Here is an 18,455-nt window from a genome sequence, read left to right as displayed (position 1 = left end):
AGTCGCAGTCACGTACTGGCAACCCCCGGATGAACAGACCCATGACTCGCCCAAGATTCCTGCCCGACAACTTCACCCTGACCCTGATCGGCGTCGTGCTGCTGGCCAGTTTTCTGCCGGCCAGCGGGCAGGTCGCGGTGGGGTTCGGCTGGCTGACCAATATCGCCATCGCGCTGCTGTTCTTCCTCCACGGCGCCAAGCTGTCGCGTGAATCGATCATCGCCGGGGCCGGCCACTGGCGCTTGCATCTGTTGGTGTTCGGCCTGACGTTTGTGCTGTTCCCGCTCCTCGGCCTGGCGCTGAAACCGCTGCTCTCACCGCTGATCGGCGACAAGCTGTACATGGGCATGCTGTATCTCTGCGCGTTGCCGGCCACCGTGCAGTCGGCGATTGCCTTCACTTCGCTGGCCCGAGGCAATATCCCGGCAGCGATCTGCAGTGCGGCGGCGTCGAGCCTGTTCGGGATCTTCCTTACGCCGTTGCTGGTGACGCTGTTGTTGGATGTGCACGGTGACGGCGGTTCGACCCTCGATGCGATCCTGAAAATCAGCGTGCAACTGCTGCTGCCGTTTATCGCCGGGCAGATCGCTCGGCGCTGGATCGGCGCGTGGGTGGGACGCAACAAGAACTGGCTGAAGTTTGTCGATCAGGGTTCGATTCTGCTGGTGGTGTACGGCGCATTCAGCGAGGCGGTCAACGAAGGTATCTGGCACCAGATTCCGCTGGTCGATCTGCTGGGGCTGGTGGTGGTCTGCTGCATTCTGCTGGCGCTGGTGCTGTTGGCGTCGACCTTGCTTGGCAAGGCGTTCGGTTTCAGCCAGGAAGACCGCATCACCATTTTGTTCTGCGGTTCGAAGAAAAGCCTGGCCACCGGCGTGCCCATGGCGCAGGTACTGTTTGCCGGCAGCACCATCGGCGTATTGATTCTGCCGCTGATGCTGTTCCATCAGATTCAATTGATGGTCTGCGCGGTGTTGGCGCAGCGTTACGCGAAGCGGCCGGAATCGGTGCCGGAGTTGATGGCGCAGGTTGATCCATAAAACACTGCATTCTTTGCAGGAGCTGCCGCAGGCTGCGATCTTTTGACTTTCAAGATCAAAAAATCGCAGCCTGCGGCAGCTCCTACAGAGGATGTGTCAATCCTGAGTCACGTGTTTCGGCCCGGCCAGTGCCCAGGCAATCAGGCCAAACAACGGCACAAACACGATGGCGATAATCCACACGCCTTTGTTGCTGCCTTTGCCTGCGCTCTTGCGCACGCGGTTGATCGCCCACAATTCAACGATCACAAGAACGACGGCGAGTACGATCCAGACGGGTTCAATTTGCATGGGCTACCTCCTGATGGTCTTTCAGTTAGGTGAGCTGATGGCCACAGGGTTCATTTTCTTTCACCCCTTGTGCGGCCCCCGGCAGACAGAACACCTGTTTGATATCACATCCCGATGACCGGTGAGTCACTCTGGCCCTGCACCGATTGCCTGAGTTCGGTCAGCAGATCCTGGGTATAGGTAATGGGAAACCCGTGCTGTGTCAGGCGCTGGCAGGCATGCCGGACAAAACTGCTCATCCCGCGGCGGTAAGCGATACCGTCGAGGGTGTGAGGCCGGTAAAACAAGCCACCTTCCAGACTGCATAGCGGCATTGCATGGGCCTGATAGCCCTGTTCCTTGTATTTGCGTTTTGCCGGGTAATCTTCGAATTTTGCATACCTCACCACATCTTCGGTGCGATAGGCCCAAACCTCGATCCAGAGCGGCGCCGCATCGATGAGGAAATCGGCCATCGCCCGACCTCCGCCATAGCCGGGGAACCGGGTGATTGGCGGATGATCGACAAAGTCGTAGTCCGCCAAGTACAGCATGTTGGCCACGATCGTTTCTGGCAGAGAGTCATAGCGAAAGCCGTTCAGCCCTTTGAATTGACCCCAGTTGAACAGCTTCGAGATTTCCCTGACCCAGTTCTGGCTCGCGGCGTACTTGTAGGACCCGGATGAAGACGCGTGCCAGTCCGAAGACGATGTAAACCCTGAGTTGCGAATATGCTGCGCAATATCGTCGAGGCTTTTGCCTTGCCATACGGCAGGCAGCTGAAAGCCCATTTTTGCGCAGAGGTCGCCCATCAGGCCGCGCTCGCGAATATTAAGGATCAGACTGCTGTAACTGCGCTCCAGTTGACTCAGGCTGTCGAGCTTTTCGTCCTGACAAAGTTCGTTGGCCTTGTCCAGAATTGCCTGATCTGTCAGGCGCGAATAGTTGACCAGCGGGATCCAGCCATAAGAGGCCATGACTCCCTCTTTGAAGCCTTGCGCGATAATGCTTTCACTCGCACCTGGATAGCGCGAAACGAACTCCCCCCAACTCAGGCACTTGGTATCGCGTACGCATTCAAGCGCGTCTTGCAGCGTGGCAATTTCGTAGCTGCGCTTGAAGCGAATGTCCATGTCGGCGAGGACGCGATGGTGGATAAAGTCTCCGGCATTTCTGCGGCGAGTGATGAAGTTGTTGACGCTGTTGGGCAACTTCGCCCGGATGTGGCCGATGGTCGTCGCACCGTGATCGATTTCGGTCTGGAAAAAACCGCGCAATTGCTGCTCGGTGTACTCGGTGGGACGGGCATTCGAGGGCAGGTCCAACGCTTGCTGCACGATCTCGTACTTGCGTGTCAGTTTGTCTGCGTCATTGCCGGAGGTGTTCGAGGGATAGCGCAGATAGCGCATCGCCCTGGGAAACAGCTTTTGTCCATCGGCGAAGTTCCTGATGCCTCTGTCGCGCAACAGATCAATGTAGTACTGGTCGTTTTCGCCAATCCGGTCTTCAGGCAAATACGTGTTGCGACAGTGCGGATTGTCGCAAAAGGTGAAACCGCGGTACCGGATCAGGTCGTAACTTTTGCGCGCATTGCCTTGATGACAAACGGTGCAAGTGATCGACAGGGTCTGGCTACGATTGACCTGGGATTTCCCTTCGAGCAGTTGCAGAGTGCCGTCGAAAGTCATTTCCACATCCGCAAGGAATGCGTTGAAGGCCAGAAGCGCGGCGCGTTTGAACGGATTGCAGTGTGGGCAGCGGGTGGCATCCCAACTGTCGAGTTCGCTGAACCTGAGCGTTACTTCTTTGCCGCAGACGCTATGAACGTAATCGACCTTTTGCATTCGCCGAGCAGGAGTCTGGTGCGGAGGAACAAGGCCTTTGGGCGCGCAGATCTCCTCAAGCGTTGAACGCGTGAGCACCGGGGACGGCATCTTTCTTCGGGTCTCGTCCGGTTGGAAGAACGTCCCTTTCTTTGAAGACAATGCACGCGAACGAACGACGCTCCAGCTCTGGGTCATCGTCAGATTGCCCTTGCGCCAATACAATGTGTCACCGGCAGAGATTTTCAAATGACTCAGTGGCACGCTCCCTTCAAGGGCGTGCGTCACGTCATCGAGTCCCTGTTCCCGGGCGATGGACTTCAGATACAAGAGGCTCAACTTGCCGCGCTCATGGCAGGGAATGAAAACGCAGCCGCGTTTATCGCTGACTAACGTTTTGGAGTTCTTCAAGTTCACCATCCCGCACGAGTGAAGAACCTCATGAACGGATTGGCCATTTTTGTGTGTGCCGCTGAGCCGTTTGTAGCCGGCGGCATGGATGATCTCGAGGATTGCTTCGTCGGTGTAATCGGATAGGCGAGACATGATCGAATGAAGGGCTCAGCGTGAAAAGGTCGGATTTACGGCAGGGCCGTGTTTTTTTGGGGGGAGGCGTGCATGTGCGTGAGGGCTACCCACCCCCCGAATATTTCACCGCAGCGGCTGCCCGTGACGGCACGTTGAGCGTGCGCAGCAATGACGACACATGGATGCGCACGGTGAACGGCGAGATATCCAGTTCCCGGGCGATCTCCTTGTTGGTCTTGCCTTGGGCGATCAGCCGCAGCACATCCTGCTGACGCGGGGTGAGGGCGGTGCCGGTCTCCAGCGGCAGCAGCCCGGAAGGGGCGAACCTGACCAGCACTTCGCCTTCGCGGATCGCCAGAATCGCCTCGCCGATCTCATCCGGGGCGATGTTCTTGCCGATGAAACCGTCGACGCCGGCTGCCATCACCTCACCGATCAACGTCTCGTCGTCGACCATCGACACCACAATCAGCGTGGTGCGCGGCAGTTTTCGGCGCAGTTCGGCGAGTTGGCTGATGCAGGTCAGACCGGGGAAGCGCAGGTCGAGAATCAGCGTGTCCGGCTCGCTGCCGTCGGGCAGCAAGGCCAGCACGGCGTCGAGGTCGCCGGCCTCCTCGATAGTCGCCTCGGGCAGCAGGCGCTGCACGGTGCGCAACATGGCCTCGCGAAACAACGGGTGATCGTCGGCTATGATGATGCGGCATGTCATGACGTGACCCTCCCTGGATCAGCGTGGTTTACGGCATGCACCTTAGCACCGCAAACGCAGATTGCCTGCCGACCGTTGCTGAATCTGACGACTGTCGCACAAGGACGTTGCCCATGAAGTTCGAGAAAAACACCGAGCTGGATCAGGCCAATCTGCGGATCATCATCGCCGGCATTGCCATGGTTTACATCTGCGTGCTGGGCGTATTGCCAGGGCAGCGCTTCGATACCTATCTGCCGGTGGTGATCTACATCTCGCTGTTTCTGCTGGCGTCGATTGTCTTGCGCCAGGCCATTGCAAGCTGGCCGGGGCATTACCCGGCGCGGCGGATTTTTGCCATGGTTCACGATTACACCGGTACCTGTTTCGGCCTGGTACTCGGCGGTGAAGCGGCGTTGCCGCTGTACGCGGTGATCATCTGGGTCAACCTGGGCAACGGCATGCGCTATGGCTCGCGCTATCTGGCGATTGCCACGGGGTTGGCGCTGCTGGCGTTGCTGGCGGTCTATCGGTTGACGCCGGTGTGGCAGGCGCAACCGTACATGGTGCTGATGTTGATGCTCACCAGCACGGTGATCCCGTTCTACGCACACTTGCTGCTGGAGCGCACGCGCAAGGCCTCCGAAGAGGCGGTTGCGGCCAATCTGGAAAAGTCGCGGTTTCTCGCTCAGGCCAGCCATGATCTGCGCCAGCCGATTCACTCCATCGGGCTGTTCACCGCGTGCCTGCGTGAGTCGCGGCTGGGCGAGCAGGAGCGACAACTGGTCGACAACATCGACCGTTCGCTGCTCAACGTCTCGCAGTTGTTCCGTTCGATTCTTGACCTCTACACCCTCGACAACGGGCGCATCCTGCCCAGGTTGCAGGTGTTCAATCTCGGCGAGTGGCTGGCCGACCTGATCCGCCAGAACGCCGAGGCGGCGCGCTGGGCCGGCGTGGAGTTGCGTCTGCGCGCGTGCCAGCACTGGGTACAGAGCGATCCGGCGTTGCTCGCGACCATGGTGCAGAACGTGCTTTCCAATTGCTTCAAGTACGGCGCGCAACGCCCGGTGCTGATCGGCGTGCGCAAACGCGGCAGCGGGCTGGCCATCGTGATTTATGACCGTGGCAACGGCATTGCCGAGGAGCATCTGCCGAAGGTCTTCGAGGAGTTTTATCGAGTGCGTCAGGTGCGCGACAAGGACGTGGAAGGCGTCGGCCTCGGGCTGTCGATCGTCAAGCGTCTGGGGCAACTGATCGGCGTCGATGTGGCGTTGCGCTCGCAGCTCGGACGTGGCACGGCGGTCACCCTGTATGGCTTGCCGGTCGCCGTGGCCCCGCAGATGCCGGCCATGCGTGACGATGTGCGGCAGGCCGGCCTGCTGACCGGGCTGAAGGTGTGTCTGGTGGAGGATGATCGCAACGTGTTGCTGGCAACGTCGGCGCTGCTCGAGCGCTGGGGCTGCGTGGTGCAGGGCGAGTTGAGCGGGCAGGGGCTGGTCACCGATTGCGACATCATCGTCGCCGATTACGATCTGGGTACGCATGCCACGGGCATCGAGTGCATTGACGAGGTGCGGCGCCAGCGGGGTTTTGCGGTGCCGGCGATGATCATCACCGGGCATGACATCGAGAAAATACAGGCGGCCTTGCACGACCGCCAAATTGCCATCCTGTCCAAACCGGTACGCCCGGCCGAGCTGCGCGCGACCTTGCGGGCCCTGCGCGACCGGCAAACCGAGCCGGCCGAGCAGGTTTGACTCAGCGCTTGCAGAGGTAGTCTTGAGTGATGGTGGTTTGCAGGCAGTTGTACTGGCCCATGGTGCGGCAGATGTTTTTCTCCGAGCCGGTCACCTCGGCATTCTTGTAGCCCCAGGTTTTGCAGCGCTCTGAGGCGACGGTCAGGCCTTGTGCGGCGCTGGTCTGGCCGCTTTCAAACTGGCCTAGTTCATAGGAGACCTGAACCACGCCGTCGTTCTTGCTGCCACCGGTGGCTTCCCACTGTTTGGGCGTGGCGCAGCCCGTCAGGGCGAGGGCGGTGAGGGTGAGAGTTGCGAGCAGGGTTTTCATGATGGAACGTAGTCCTTTACCGGGGAAGAGGGATTACTGGAACGGAATCGGCGAGGCGCCTTTGGGCAGGCAGGACAGCGGCGGGGTCATGATGCCCATGCTCGCCACGGCGATAATCGCGCCGCTGGGCAACTCGCAGTTGTACTCGCCGGCCGGGGTATACGCGGTGTAGTAGGTGAGGGTGCTGTCGCTGCGGATGTTGTCGATTTTCGACACCGGTTTGCCGATGACCGTCTGCGCGCGCTCTTTCATGCTGGCTTCGGTGGGTTTGGCGGTCTGGCAACCGCTGGCGCCAAGCAGCAGAGCGCTGACGATCGCCACTTTGCACAAATTGGAATGCAGTTTCATGGTGTTTCTTCCTTGGTGTTGTTCTGATTTCCAGGCACGACGATCCCGCGCACTGCACAGCGGCAATGTTGGGGAGCATCGGGGGTTGCGAGGGAATATAGCGCCGCGTGGCAGGGCGGTCGATTAGCACAAATGTGCTAGTGCGGCGGAGGGAGAGGCGACCCGAACGGGCCGCCCCCGCCGATTACTGAGGGGAGTTGAACTGGTCGGAATAGCTGCCGGTCATCAGCGCCGAAGCGACGCGATCAGAGCCGACGCCGACGCGTGAGTAGGCATACCGGTTGGCGCCGACCTTGTCGGTGCCGTCGGAAGCGACGCTATTGGCGCCGACGTGATCGGAGCCATCGGAAGCCACTGCGCCGGCCCCGACATGATCAGAGCCATCGGAGGCTACTGCACCGGCTCCGACATGATCGGAACCGTCTGAGGCGACTGCACCAGAGCCGACATGATCGGAACCGTCTGAGGCGACTGCGCCAGAGCCGACATGATCCGAACCGTCCGAGGCGACTGCACCAGAGCCGACATGATCGGAGCCATCGGAGGCTACTGCGCCAGCGCCGACGTGATCCGAACCGTCCGAGGCGACTGCATCAGAGCCGACATGATCGGAGCCATCGGAGGCGACTGCGCCGGCGCCGACGTGATCAAAGCCATCGGAGGCTACTGCGCCGGCGCCGACATGATCAGAGCCATCGGAAGCCACAGCGCCGGCCCCGACATGATCAGAGCCATCGGAGGCTACTGCGCCAGCGCCAACGTGATCGGAGCCGTCCGAGGCGACTGCACCGGCTCCGACATGATCCGAACCATCAGAGGCCACAGCCTGCGGCTGCGCAGCCCAAACCGTTGGCAACATCACGGTCGCCGCGACCGCAAGGATGGCGCCTGATAAAAGCGTGTGTTTCATGATTTTCTCCACGACCCATCAGCCACACAGCATTCCGTTGGCCCGGGGTTGACCAGATTGGCGATTGGCACGGGCGCACGGTAACGCGCACGGGTGTCGACGTATTGCATGAAACTGCGAAAGCGAGCTGAAAAGTATAGATCGTCAAACACGGCCGATGGCTGGTGGGGGAGCAAGCAATAGTCGGTTAACTTCCTTGCAGACGTGCGCTTGAAGGAAATCAGTCTAAAAACACCTGACCATCATTCGATGGATTTTGCTAGCCTCAAAGGTGTAGGCGAAGACGCAGACTGATGCGCAAGCGGATAGCAAGGGGACGTGGGGCGCGTTCCGAAGGGTACACGGTTAGAAAGATCTCCGCGCTGAGATCCAGCCCTTATGCCGTGTGAGGCAGCAAAGCACCGCTCTTTTTCCATGGTTGCTTTTGTACTGTGAGAGGCCCGATAAACCTTGTAAGCCAGAGACCAGCACTGGCCGCCTACTCGAACACCAAAGCCCGCATTGCTGCGGGCTTTGTCGTTGTTGAAGGTTCAGATTTTGGTCAGCGCGTACGCCAGATCGGCGCGCAGGTCTTCGAGGTCCTCCGAAAAACGCACAATGTCATCGCCGATATCCAGTTTTGCCGAGGTTCAATTGGGATCAGGCAAAACGGCCGGAGCTGTTGTCAGCGACGGAACCGATGGCGAAGTTGATCCCCGACGCTTTTATGCCTCGCTGAAAGGGATCTCGCCGTAGCGGCGGAATGCGAAATCATTAAGACGCCGCGAGTGATGCGTTGAATGAGAGTTTATAGACTGTTGCTCGGACATTGTGCTGCTCTCACGATTCTGGCTGTCGGTGGCACTCATACTAAAAGGAATCTGCTCGAATGCTGAAAGAGGAAGAAAAAAACGCGATTTTTATTTCCTATGCGTGGGGTGGGTTGCTGCAGTAAAAGGAATGGTTACGCCAGCGCATTATCGAGCCTCTTGATTGGAAATATCGAGTGTTCTGGGATCGGGACAGTATTGGATTCGGTGAATCGATCGACAACGTCATTGCCCGCGCTCTAGAGCAACGGCCGATCAATGTGGTTTGTATTTGTGATAGCGACTATCTGGTCGCAGCGCAGCGGGTCAACTCTGGCTTGCATCGAGAACTGCAGATGCTGACGCAAATCGCTGATCACGTTGGTGTCAGGATCATTCCATTGATTTTCGACGCCGATAGCTCAGCGGACTTGCCAGAGCCGCTGGCAGGCAGGGCTTACCTGAATGTTTACCCGTTACATGAGCGCGGTTTGGACTTGAGTTCTTTATTACTCGGTGTAGCTGACGGAGCGACGCAGGCACAAGTGAACACCCATATTGCGGAAAGGCTCAAGGCATATGATCTGCGCCAGCGGGCCAACGCTTATTTCAGGCGTCAGAACATGGAGTTATGGGGGAGCGCACGTACTCATGAAGTGCGGGTGTTTCAAACTGGGCAGCAACCGCGATTGTTACTCCCGGCGCAGTGGATGTGGGATAGCGACGAATGGGGGGGCATGCTGGGTGACGATAATCCGACGTATTGCCCTTCAAAAGGACGCTGGCATTGGGATTATTTTAGTCCGTCGCGAGGCATGTGTGCGCTGGGAACCGCGACCATGTCGGCGTTTTTTCCGGATCGTGAAAGCTCGGGCGACCAAGCAATGCTGACTTCGGCTGGTGCGATTCTGGCCAGAAGCGTATTCGCCATGACTTATAAGACTGAGTCGTTCAATCTCGCACCTGCCGAACTGATCAATATCCTTCTCAACGACGCCGAAGGCTACGCAGCGCTAGAACATCTGGTGTAATCGAATACATAGCCGGCCGCCCGCTATTTTCCGGAAAGAGTGTCCTGTTGGGGGGCTGGTCGCTGGGGGGCAGACAATGTCGGTTGCGTGCTCGCTGTGACGGGCGGCGAGGGTGTATTTGGAGACACCAATGGATAGATCGCAAAAGCGAGTCCAAAAATACCGATAAAAAATCCGCCTGTCGTGTAGTACTTCTGTTGCTTTCGTTCTTTGTCGTTTACGGCGAGCAGTTCACGTATTTGGTTGGCTAACGGTTCCATGGACTGTGCAGGGGTCGTCAACTGCTCTCGCAGGCGCTCAAGGTGGATTCTTATTTCCTTGGGCATGCCCTCGAAAGGCTCCGTCTCTTTCATCTGTGCGATATAGCTTTCTACCAAATCTCTGTGGGCACTCAACTCGGTGTTTCTTCCTGTCAGTATTTCCCTGAGCAGTCGTTGCAGAATCCAATAGATGCGCTCGTTCCTGACTTGGCGAGAAGCGGCAATTTGCAGGATTTGCGGCCATGAAGGCTGGCTGTTTTTGATGGCCAGAATCAAGTCTTCGTTGAAATCCTTCTCCAATTTTGATTTGAAATAGTCTTCAAGTGCAGACGTCAGAACCCAGGCAAGAAACATGAATGCACAAATGATTACGACGAAACTTATAGCGATTGCTATCCAGGTTTGCATGAACACTCCATTTTCATTGCGCAGATATAAAGTAAATAGACTTGGGATTTCGAGCCGGATCTGTGAATAGCGCGACGTGCCTGGGGCATATTCCGCCGACCAGTGATTCTGCCCGGAGGCAAGGCTAAGTGCCACTACTTCCGCATGGTGGCCTGCAATGCTCGGTTCAAAGTGCAACATCGAATGGTTACAAGGAGAGGTTTTTTCGTACTGTGAGAGGCCCGATAAACCTTGTAAGCCAGAGACCAGCACTGGCCGCCAACTCGAACACCAAAGCCCGCATTGCTGCGGGCTTTGTCGTTGTTGCAGGGTCAGATTTTCGTCAGCGCGTACGCCAGATCGGCGCGCAGGTCTTCGAGGTCTTCGACCCCCACCGACAGACGTACAAGGCCATCGCCGATACCCAGTTTCGCGCGGGTTTCTGGGGGAATGGTCGCGTGGGTCATGATCGCCGGATGCTCGATCAGGCTTTCAACGCCGCCCAGGCTCTCGGCCAGGGCAAAGATCTTCACGTTTTCCAGAAAGCGTCGTGCGCCCTCCAGATCACTGTTCAGATCCACCGAGATCATCCCGCCAAACCCATGCATCTGCCGCTTGGCCAACTCATGTTGCGGGTGCGACGGCAGGCCTGGGTAGTAGACACGTTTGACCTGCGGTTGCTGCTCCAGCCACTTGGCCAGTTCCAGCGCGTTGCTGCAATGACGTTCCATGCGCAGCGCCAGAGTCTTCACCCCGCGCAGGGTCAGGAACGCATCGAACGGGCCGGAAATCGCGCCGACCGCGTTTTGCAGGAAGCCGAGTTTGTCCGCGAGTTCGGCATTCTGCCCAACCACCGCGATACCACCGATCACGTCGGAGTGACCGTTCAGGTACTTGGTGGTCGAGTGCAGTACGATGTCGAAACCCAGCTCCAGCGGGCGCTGGATATACGGGCTGGCGAAGGTGTTGTCGGCAACGCTGATGATTCCGCGTGCGCGGCAGATGCGCGCAATCGCGGCCAGATCCGACAGGCTCAGCAGCGGGTTGGTCGGTGATTCGACAATCACCAGGCGCGTGTCGTCCTGCAGCGCCGCTTCGAACGCCGCCAGGTCAGTCAGATCGACGTAGCTGAAGCGATGCCCGGCACTGCGCTGACGGACCTTGTCGAACAGGCGGAACGTGCCGCCGTACAAGTCATTGCCGGAGATGACGTGCGAACCGGCATCGATCAGTTCGAGCACGGTGGAAATCGTCGCCAGCCCGGAAGCGAAAGCGAAGGCGCGGGTGCCACCTTCCAGATCCGCCACGCAACGCTCCAGCGCAAAACGCGTCGGGTTGTGCGAGCGCCCGTAGTCGAAGCCCTTGTGCACGCCGGGGCTGTCTTGCAGGTAAGTCGAGTTGGCGTAGATCGGCGGCATCAGCGCGCCAGTGGTCGGGTCAGGTTCTTGCCCGGCGTGGATCACTCGGGTCGCGAAGCCTTGGGATTTATCGTCGTGCTGACTCATGCGAGGGATCTCCGTAATTGGTTGAGCATGTCGGTGCGGGTAATCAGGCCGTGGAAGCCCGAGGCATCGGCAATGATCGCGACGAGGCCGCGACTGAGCACCGCTTCCAGTTCGGCGAGGTTGGCACCGGGGGAGAGGGTTTGCAGTTTGTCGGTCATCACGCTGGAGACCGATTGACTGAAGCGTGCGGCGTCTTCGTGCACCGCCAGCAGTATGTCGGATTCGTCGATCACGCCGACCAGTTGTTTGCCTTCCACCAGCACCGGCAATTGCGAAACATCCGCCAGACGCATGCGCTGGAACGCGGTCAGCAGGGTGTCGTCAGGGCCGACGCTGATCACCCGGCCATCCTCGAAACGCCGGGCGATCAGATCGCGCAGGTCGCCATAGCGCTTGCGCTGCAACAGGCCCTGATCGGTCATCCACTGGTCGTTGTAGACCTTCGACAGATAGCGCGTGCCGGTATCGCAGACGAAGCTGACCACGCGTTTCGGCTCGGTCTGTTCGCGGCAGTAACGCAGCGCGGCGGCGAGCAGGGTGCCGGTCGACGAGCCACCGAGAATGCCTTCGGCGCGCAGCAACTGGCGGGCGTGGTCGAAGCTTTCTTCGTCGCTGATCGAGTACGCGTGGCGCACGCTGCTGAGGTCGGTGATCGACGGAATGAAATCTTCGCCGATGCCTTCCACCGCCCACGAACCGGGTGTCGGCATAGTGCCGTCGCGGCTGTACTGAGCCATCACCGAACCCACCGGGTCGGCGAGGACCATTTGCAGATCCGGCTGTACCCGTTTGAAGAAGCGGCTCAGGCCGGTCAGGGTGCCGGCGGAACCGACGCCGACCACGATCGCGTCCAGATCATGTTCGGTCTGCGCCCAGATCTCCGGCGCGGTGCTGCACTCGTGTGCCAGCGGGTTGGCGGGGTTGTTGAACTGGTCGGCGAAGAACGCGCCGGGAATGTCTTTCGCCAGTCGTGCGGCCACGTCCTGGTAATACTCGGGGTGGCCCTTGCCGACGTCCGAGCGGGTGATGTGCACTTCGGCGCCCATGGCTTTCAAGTGCAGGACTTTCTCGGTGGACATCTTGTCCGGGACGACCAGCACCACGCGGTAGCCTTTGGCCCGGCCGACCAGCGCCAGGCCCAGACCGGTGTTGCCGGCGGTGGCCTCGACAATGGTGCCACCCGGTTGCAGGCGCCCGTCGCGTTCAGCGGCATCGATCATCGCCAGACCGACGCGGTCCTTGATCGAACCGCCGGGGTTTTGTGATTCCAGTTTGAGAAACAGTGTGCAGAGGCCGGTATCGAAGCGGGTAACTTGTACCAGCGGCGTATTGCCGATCAGCCCAAGTACGGCAGGGCGTGAATCCTTTGACATTTCTTCACCTCTTGTAGTGGTGTTGATCGCGTTCCATTCGCGGGGAAAAGCTCGCGTGCAACATAGGCGCAGACCTGATCTGTCGCAACCTTTAACCCGCCGCAGATACAGCCATTTCGATCTAACCATAGAACAGAATCGAAGCCTGCAAGGGCCCGGTTTCAGAGGGTTTACATCAAGGCGCCATCGAGTATTGAAAGGGCGTCGCAAGCGTCCCTCAAAGCTTGATCTGCGGATGAATATCCTGCAGGGCAAAGATGTTTTCAGCGGGCATACAGCTGATATCCGATCATGAGGGAAACTTGTGATCATCAAGATTAAAATGAGTTTGTCTCACTAGCACTCGATCCCGACAATGGCCGCCATCAACAAGACATTGGAGTTGTTTGTCATGGCACTGGCCCATTCCCTCGGATTTCCGCGCATCGGTCGCGACCGCGAACTGAAAAAAGCGCAAGAGGCGTTCTGGAAAGGAGAACTGAACGAGGCTGGCCTGCGTGACGTTGGCCGCCAGCTGCGCAAGGCCCATTGGGACTTGCAGAAAAACGCCGGCATCGAGCTGCTGCCGGTGGGCGATTTCGCCTGGTACGACCAGGTGCTGACCCACTCGCTGATGTTCGGCGTGATTCCCGAGCGTTTCCATCCACATGACGGCAAAGCCAGCCTGCAGACCCTGTTCAGCATGGCCCGTGGCGTCAGCGACAGTTGCCGTGGCGGTGCGCACGCCCAGGAAATGACCAAGTGGTTCGACACCAACTACCACTATCTGGTCCCGGAATTCAGCGCCGATCAACAGTTCCAGCTCGGCTGGGAACAGTTGTTCGAAGAAGTCGAAGAAGCCCGCGCACTGGGGCATAACGTCAAACCGGTGATCATCGGCCCCCTGACTTATCTGTGGCTGGGCAAGGCCAAAGGTGCCGAGTTCGACAAGCTGGAACTGCTCGATCGCCTGCTGCCGCTGTACGGGCAGATCTTCGCGCGGCTGGCCGCCCTTGGTGTGGAATGGGTGCAGATCGACGAGCCGATTCTGGTGCTCGACCTGCCGCAGGCATGGAAGAACGCCTTCGAGCGTGCCTACAACCAGATCCAGCGCGATCCGCTGAAAAAACTGCTCGCCACTTACTTCGGTGGTCTGGAAGAGAACCTCGGCCTGGCCGCCAATCTGCCAGTCGATGGTCTGCACATCGATCTGGTACGCGCAGCGGAACAGTACCCGACCATCCTTGATCGCCTGCCGGCCTACAAAGTGCTGTCGCTGGGTGTGGTCAACGGGCGTAACGTCTGGCGTTGCGATCTGGAAAATGCGCTGGCGACTTTGCAGCATGCGCATGAACGTCTGGGGGATCGGCTGTGGGTCGCGCCATCGTGCTCGCTGCTACACAGCCCGGTGGATCTGAACCGCGAAGACCAACTCGATGCCGAGCTGAAAAACTGGTTGGCGTTTGCCGTGCAGAAGTGCGAGGAAGTCGCGGTACTGGCGCAGGCGGTCAACGAGCCGGAAGCGCCGAAAGTGCTGCGCGCCTTGGCCCAAAGCCGCTCGGTACAGACCAGCCGCGCCGCCTCGCCACGTATTCACAAACCGGCAGTGCAGGCCCGTGTGGCGGCCATTACCGCGCAGGACAGCCAGCGCCAATCGCCGTTTACCCAGCGCATCGCCAAGCAGCGCGCCGGCCTCGATCTGCCGCTGTTCCCGACCACCACTATCGGTTCGTTTCCGCAAACCGCGTCGATCCGTCTGGCGCGTCAGTCGTTCAAGCAGGGCAAGTTGAGCGAAGCTGAATACACCGAAGCCATGTACAGCGAGATCCGCCATGCGGTGGAGATCCAGGAGCAACTGGGCCTCGACGTGCTGGTGCACGGTGAAGCCGAGCGCAACGACATGGTCGAGTACTTCGCCGAGCAACTCGATGGCTACGTGTTCACCCGTTTCGGCTGGGTGCAGAGCTACGGTTCGCGTTGCGTGAAACCGGCGGTGATCTTCGGTGATTTGAGTCGTCCGCAAGCCATGACCGTGGACTGGATCCGCTACGCCCAGGGCCTGACCGACAAGGTGATGAAAGGCATGTTGACCGGCCCGGTGACCATGCTGATGTGGTCGTTCCCCCGCGAAGACGTGTCCCGTGAAGTGCAGGCGCGGCAACTGGCGCTGGCGATCCGTGATGAAGTGGTGGATCTGGAGTCCGCCGGGATCAAGATCGTGCAGATCGACGAAGCCGCATTCCGCGAAGGCCTGCCGCTGCGCCGCGCGCAATGGCAGCACTATCTGGATTGGGCCACCGAAGCGTTCCGCCTGTGTGCCTCCGGTGTACGCGACGAAACGCAGATCCATACGCACATGTGCTACAGCGAATTCAATGATGTGATCGAGTCCATCGCCGCCATGGACGCCGACGTGATCACCATCGAAACCTCGCGTTCGGACATGGAGCTGCTGGATGCCTTCGAAGCCTTCGACTACCCGAACGAGATCGGCCCGGGCGTCTATGACATCCACTCGCCGCGGGTGCCGGATGCTTCGGAAATGGCCAACTTGCTGCGCAAGGCAGCGCAGCGGATTCCGCCAGAGCGGTTGTGGGTCAATCCGGATTGCGGCTTGAAAACCCGTGGCTGGCCGGAGACTGAGGCGGCGCTGGTGCACATGGTCAACGCTGCCCGGCAACTGCGCAAAGAACTGGCCTGAGAAGACAACCCAAAAAACCTGTGGGAGCGGGCTTGCTCGCGAAAGCGAAGTGTCAGCTAAATAATTTTCGACTGACACTCCGCCTTCGCGAGCAAGCCCGCTCCCACACTGGAGTGTGTAGGGTGTCAGTGCCGGCTCATCAAGCCGTGCAGTACACCGAGGCGCAAACCCGGTTCCGACGGCACCATTTGCGAAATCCCGAGTTGCGCAAAGAACGCCGTCCCTGTGGGAACGGCCTTGCTCGCGAAAGCGGAGTGTCAGCTAAATAATTTTCGACTGACACTCCGCCTTCGCGAGCAAGCCCTCCCACACTGGAGTGTGCAGGGTGTCAGTGACGGCTCATCAAACCGTGCAACACACCGAGGCGCAGCCCCGGTTCCGACGGCACCATCTGCGAAATGCCAAACACCTTGAACGCCGCCAGCATCAGCACCAGCCCTCCCGGGAGGATGCTCTGGCGATGTGGTTGCAGACCGGCGAGCTTCAGTTGTTGAACGTTCTTCACCTTCAGCAGCAACAGCGACAGGCGCAACAACCCACCATAGGTGATGCCATCCTGACCGAAGTCATTCAAGCGATTAGCCTTGAGCACCTTCGCCAGCATCCGCGCCGTGCCCGACGAGCCAATGGTTTGCTGCCAGCCCTGCGCGCGATAGCGGCGGGCGACTTTTTCGAATTGCAGGATCGCCACGCGCTCGGCTTCCTGCAGTGCACCGGGCGCGATGCGTCCGTCGGGGAAATAGCGTGCGCCCAGGGTGCCGCTGCCGATGGCAATGCTTTCGGTGAGCAGCGGTTGCGAGCCCTGGCCGAGAATCAGTTCGGTGGAACCACCGCCAATGTCGACCACCAGACGCATGTCTTGCGCATCCGGCAGGGTATGAGCGACGCCGGCGTAGACCAGTTGCGCCTCTTCATGGCCGGAAATGACGTCGATGCGAAAACCCAGATGGCGTTCGGCACTGTCCAGAAACAACTGCGCGTTGTCGGCCTCGCGCACCGCGCTGGTCGCCACTGCCCGCACCTTGCCGGCCTCGAAGCCGCGCAGTTTCTTGCCGAACCGCGCCAATGCCTGCCAGCCCCGATCCAGCGCCATTTCATCCAGTGCACCGCCGTCGAAGCCCTCGGCCAGCCGCACCGGCTCTCGCAAGGTTTTGACTTCCTGAATCATGAAGCCTTTTCGACTGCGAACCGACTGGCCGATCATCAGGCGAAACGCATTCGAGCCCAGGTCGATGGCGGCAAACAGCGAGGCGTCTTCTTTCATGGGAATCCCTGCAAACATCCGTCGAAGGCTCAAGACGGTTTGCGAGGATTCTGCCGTGATCTTGATGACATCCTGATGACGGGGCAGGGGCGGTTGAATGATTTGCGGCTGTCATGACACTGTCATTATCCGGCGTCTATGCTGCGGCCAATACATCGCGTGTTCTTAAAGTTTTCGCTGCCGAATTTGGCAGCTTTTTTTTGCCTGCGATTTGATGCCTTGCATTCTGTAGGAGCTGCCGCAGGCTGCGATCTTTTGATTTTGTTTTTTAAGATCAAAGGATCGCAGCCTTCGGCAGCTCCTACACGATGGTGTTTGTAGATTTGCGGAGTCAATTTGCAATTCAGCGTTAGGCTTGACTAATATGCGATCCATATACACTTCGTATCGGATCCATATATGGGCATCGTAAAGATTTCAGAGGACATGCACGAGAACCTGCGCATCTCCAGCACCGCGCTCAGCCGCTCGATCAACGCGCAGGCCGAGCACTGGATGCGCATCGGCATGCTCGCCGAGCTGCACCCCAACCTCGACCACAGCGCCATTTGCCGCTTGCTGATCCGCGCCGAACAGAACGGCGGGCTGGATCTGCATCAACTGACTCAGGAAGCCGTCAGCGCATGAGAAATCAGATCAAGATCAATACCCCTGCGGAAATCGCGAAGTCGCGCGCGGCGGGCAAACTCGCCGCCGAAGTGCTGGCGATGCTGGTGCCGCATGTGAAGGCCGGGGTGACGACCGATGAGCTGGATCGGTTGTGCAACGACTACATCGTCAACGTGCAGAAGGCCATTCCGGCCAACGTTGGTTATCACGGTTTTCCGAAAACCGTGTGCGCCTCGGTCAACGACGTGGTGTGCCATGGCATCCCGTCGGGCACTCCGCTGAAAGACGGCGACATCGTCAACCTCGACATCGCGGTGATCAAGGACGGCTGGTTCGGCGACACCAGCCGCATGTACGTGGTCGGCGAGGCGACACCTGAGGCGCAGCACCTGATCAAGACCACTTATGACGCGATGTGCGCGGGTATTCGTGTGGTGAAGCCGGGCGCCACGCTGGGCGATATCGGCCACGCGATCCAGACGTTGGCGGAGAAGGAAGGCTTCAGCGTGGTGCGCGAGTATTGCGGGCATGGCATCGGCAAGGTTTATCACGATGAACCGCAGATCCTGCATTACGGTTTCCCCAATCAGGGAATGAAGCTCAAGGCGGGGATGATCTTCACCGTCGAGCCGATGCTCAATGCCGGCAAGCGCCATGTGAAGAACATGCCGGATGGCTGGACGGTGCTGACCAAGGATGGCTCGCTGTCGGCGCAGTGGGAGCATATGGTTGCGGTGACGGAGACAGGCTTCGAAATCCTCACCGCCTGGCCGGATCAGATTGAAAGGATTACGCCGATTAGCTAAGCGCCACAAAAACTGTGGGAGCGGGCTTGCTCGCGAATGCGGTGTGTCATTCAACATAAACAGTGACTGACACAC

General features: G+C 59.2%; 16 protein-coding genes. 6 read left to right on the top strand and 10 right to left on the bottom strand.

Annotated elements, in window-relative coordinates:
• Positions 1-41: 41 nt before the first annotated feature.
• Positions 42-1,040, top strand: a complete 999-nt coding sequence (locus AC1RBR_RS15445; RefSeq protein ID WP_204896321.1) for a bile acid:sodium symporter family protein — start codon at positions 42-44, stop codon at positions 1,038-1,040.
• A gap of 96 nt (positions 1,041-1,136) precedes the next feature.
• On the opposite strand, the gene AC1RBR_RS15440 is transcribed toward AC1RBR_RS15445, so the two are convergent.
• From AC1RBR_RS15440 to AC1RBR_RS15430, 3 genes are all read right to left on the bottom strand, one after another.
• The gene (locus AC1RBR_RS15440; RefSeq protein ID WP_027613057.1) at positions 1,137-1,331 is read right to left on the bottom strand and encodes a PLD nuclease N-terminal domain-containing protein; all 195 of its coding nucleotides are present in this window, start codon (positions 1,329-1,331) and stop codon (positions 1,137-1,139) included.
• Between the two features lie 104 nt (positions 1,332-1,435).
• On the bottom strand, positions 1,436-3,679 hold the full coding sequence (locus AC1RBR_RS15435) for a hypothetical protein (protein WP_492565342.1): 2,244 nt from the start codon (positions 3,677-3,679) through the stop codon (positions 1,436-1,438).
• Between the two features lie 85 nt (positions 3,680-3,764).
• Positions 3,765-4,370 (bottom strand): LuxR C-terminal-related transcriptional regulator, encoded by a 606-nt coding sequence (locus tag AC1RBR_RS15430; RefSeq protein WP_204896323.1) that lies wholly within the window; start codon positions 4,368-4,370, stop codon positions 3,765-3,767.
• Between the two features lie 113 nt (positions 4,371-4,483).
• Between AC1RBR_RS15430 and AC1RBR_RS15425 the strand changes: the two genes are divergently transcribed.
• Positions 4,484-6,109, top strand: coding sequence for an ATP-binding response regulator (locus AC1RBR_RS15425; RefSeq protein ID WP_492565340.1), 1,626 nt, complete (start codon positions 4,484-4,486; stop codon positions 6,107-6,109).
• Position 6,110: 1 nt separating this feature from the next.
• Here AC1RBR_RS15425 and yecR read toward each other — a convergent pair whose 3' ends face one another.
• The 3 genes from yecR to AC1RBR_RS15410 all read right to left on the bottom strand — a co-directional run bounded on the left by yecR (position 6,111) and on the right by AC1RBR_RS15410 (position 7,677).
• Positions 6,111-6,419, bottom strand: coding sequence for a YecR family lipoprotein (yecR, locus tag AC1RBR_RS15420; protein ID WP_047598372.1), 309 nt, complete (start codon positions 6,417-6,419; stop codon positions 6,111-6,113).
• A gap of 33 nt (positions 6,420-6,452) precedes the next feature.
• Positions 6,453-6,767, bottom strand: a complete 315-nt coding sequence (locus AC1RBR_RS15415; RefSeq protein ID WP_027613061.1) for a hypothetical protein — start codon at positions 6,765-6,767, stop codon at positions 6,453-6,455.
• A gap of 184 nt (positions 6,768-6,951) precedes the next feature.
• Entirely contained in the window at positions 6,952-7,677 is a 726-nt protein-coding gene (locus AC1RBR_RS15410; protein WP_492565338.1) for a hypothetical protein, read from the bottom strand.
• Between the two features lie 985 nt (positions 7,678-8,662).
• Here AC1RBR_RS15410 and AC1RBR_RS15405 point away from each other — a divergent pair.
• Entirely contained in the window at positions 8,663-9,496 is an 834-nt protein-coding gene (locus AC1RBR_RS15405) for a hypothetical protein (protein ID WP_492565337.1), read from the top strand.
• Positions 9,497-9,519: 23 nt separating this feature from the next.
• Here AC1RBR_RS15405 and AC1RBR_RS15400 read toward each other — a convergent pair whose 3' ends face one another.
• The 3 genes from AC1RBR_RS15400 to AC1RBR_RS15390 all read right to left on the bottom strand — a co-directional run bounded on the left by AC1RBR_RS15400 (position 9,520) and on the right by AC1RBR_RS15390 (position 13,021).
• Entirely contained in the window at positions 9,520-10,344 is an 825-nt protein-coding gene (locus AC1RBR_RS15400; RefSeq protein WP_492565336.1) for a hypothetical protein, read from the bottom strand.
• A gap of 131 nt (positions 10,345-10,475) precedes the next feature.
• The gene (locus AC1RBR_RS15395) at positions 10,476-11,648 is read right to left on the bottom strand and encodes a cystathionine gamma-synthase (protein ID WP_492565335.1); all 1,173 of its coding nucleotides are present in this window, start codon (positions 11,646-11,648) and stop codon (positions 10,476-10,478) included.
• Positions 11,645-13,021, bottom strand: coding sequence for a pyridoxal-phosphate dependent enzyme (locus tag AC1RBR_RS15390; RefSeq protein ID WP_492565333.1), 1,377 nt, complete (start codon positions 13,019-13,021; stop codon positions 11,645-11,647). The genes AC1RBR_RS15395 and AC1RBR_RS15390 overlap by 4 nt, the downstream gene beginning before the upstream one ends.
• Positions 13,022-13,412: 391 nt before the next feature.
• Here AC1RBR_RS15390 and metE point away from each other — a divergent pair, with 391 nt between their 5' ends.
• Positions 13,413-15,701, top strand: a complete 2,289-nt coding sequence (metE, locus tag AC1RBR_RS15385) for a 5-methyltetrahydropteroyltriglutamate--homocysteine S-methyltransferase (protein ID WP_492567246.1) — start codon at positions 13,413-13,415, stop codon at positions 15,699-15,701.
• A gap of 328 nt (positions 15,702-16,029) precedes the next feature.
• Here metE and AC1RBR_RS15380 read toward each other — a convergent pair whose 3' ends face one another.
• Positions 16,030-16,965 (bottom strand): Ppx/GppA phosphatase family protein, encoded by a 936-nt coding sequence (locus AC1RBR_RS15380; protein ID WP_492565332.1) that lies wholly within the window; start codon positions 16,963-16,965, stop codon positions 16,030-16,032.
• A gap of 399 nt (positions 16,966-17,364) precedes the next feature.
• Here AC1RBR_RS15380 and AC1RBR_RS15375 point away from each other — a divergent pair, with 399 nt between their 5' ends.
• Both AC1RBR_RS15375 and map read left to right on the top strand, forming a co-directional pair.
• Positions 17,365-17,592 carry a ParD-like family protein gene (locus tag AC1RBR_RS15375; protein ID WP_025111624.1) on the top strand — a complete coding sequence of 76 codons (228 nt, stop codon included), beginning with the start codon at positions 17,365-17,367 and terminating at the stop codon, positions 17,590-17,592.
• Positions 17,589-18,380 carry a type I methionyl aminopeptidase gene (gene map, locus AC1RBR_RS15370; RefSeq protein ID WP_492565330.1) on the top strand — a complete coding sequence of 264 codons (792 nt, stop codon included), beginning with the start codon at positions 17,589-17,591 and terminating at the stop codon, positions 18,378-18,380. Before AC1RBR_RS15375 ends, map begins: the two co-directional genes overlap by 4 nt.
• Positions 18,381-18,455 lie beyond the last annotated feature (75 nt).

The sequence above is a fragment of the Pseudomonas sp. GW823-FHT01D03 genome (genome assembly GCF_058798255.1).
This window is presented reverse-complemented; position numbering and strand designations above follow the sequence as displayed.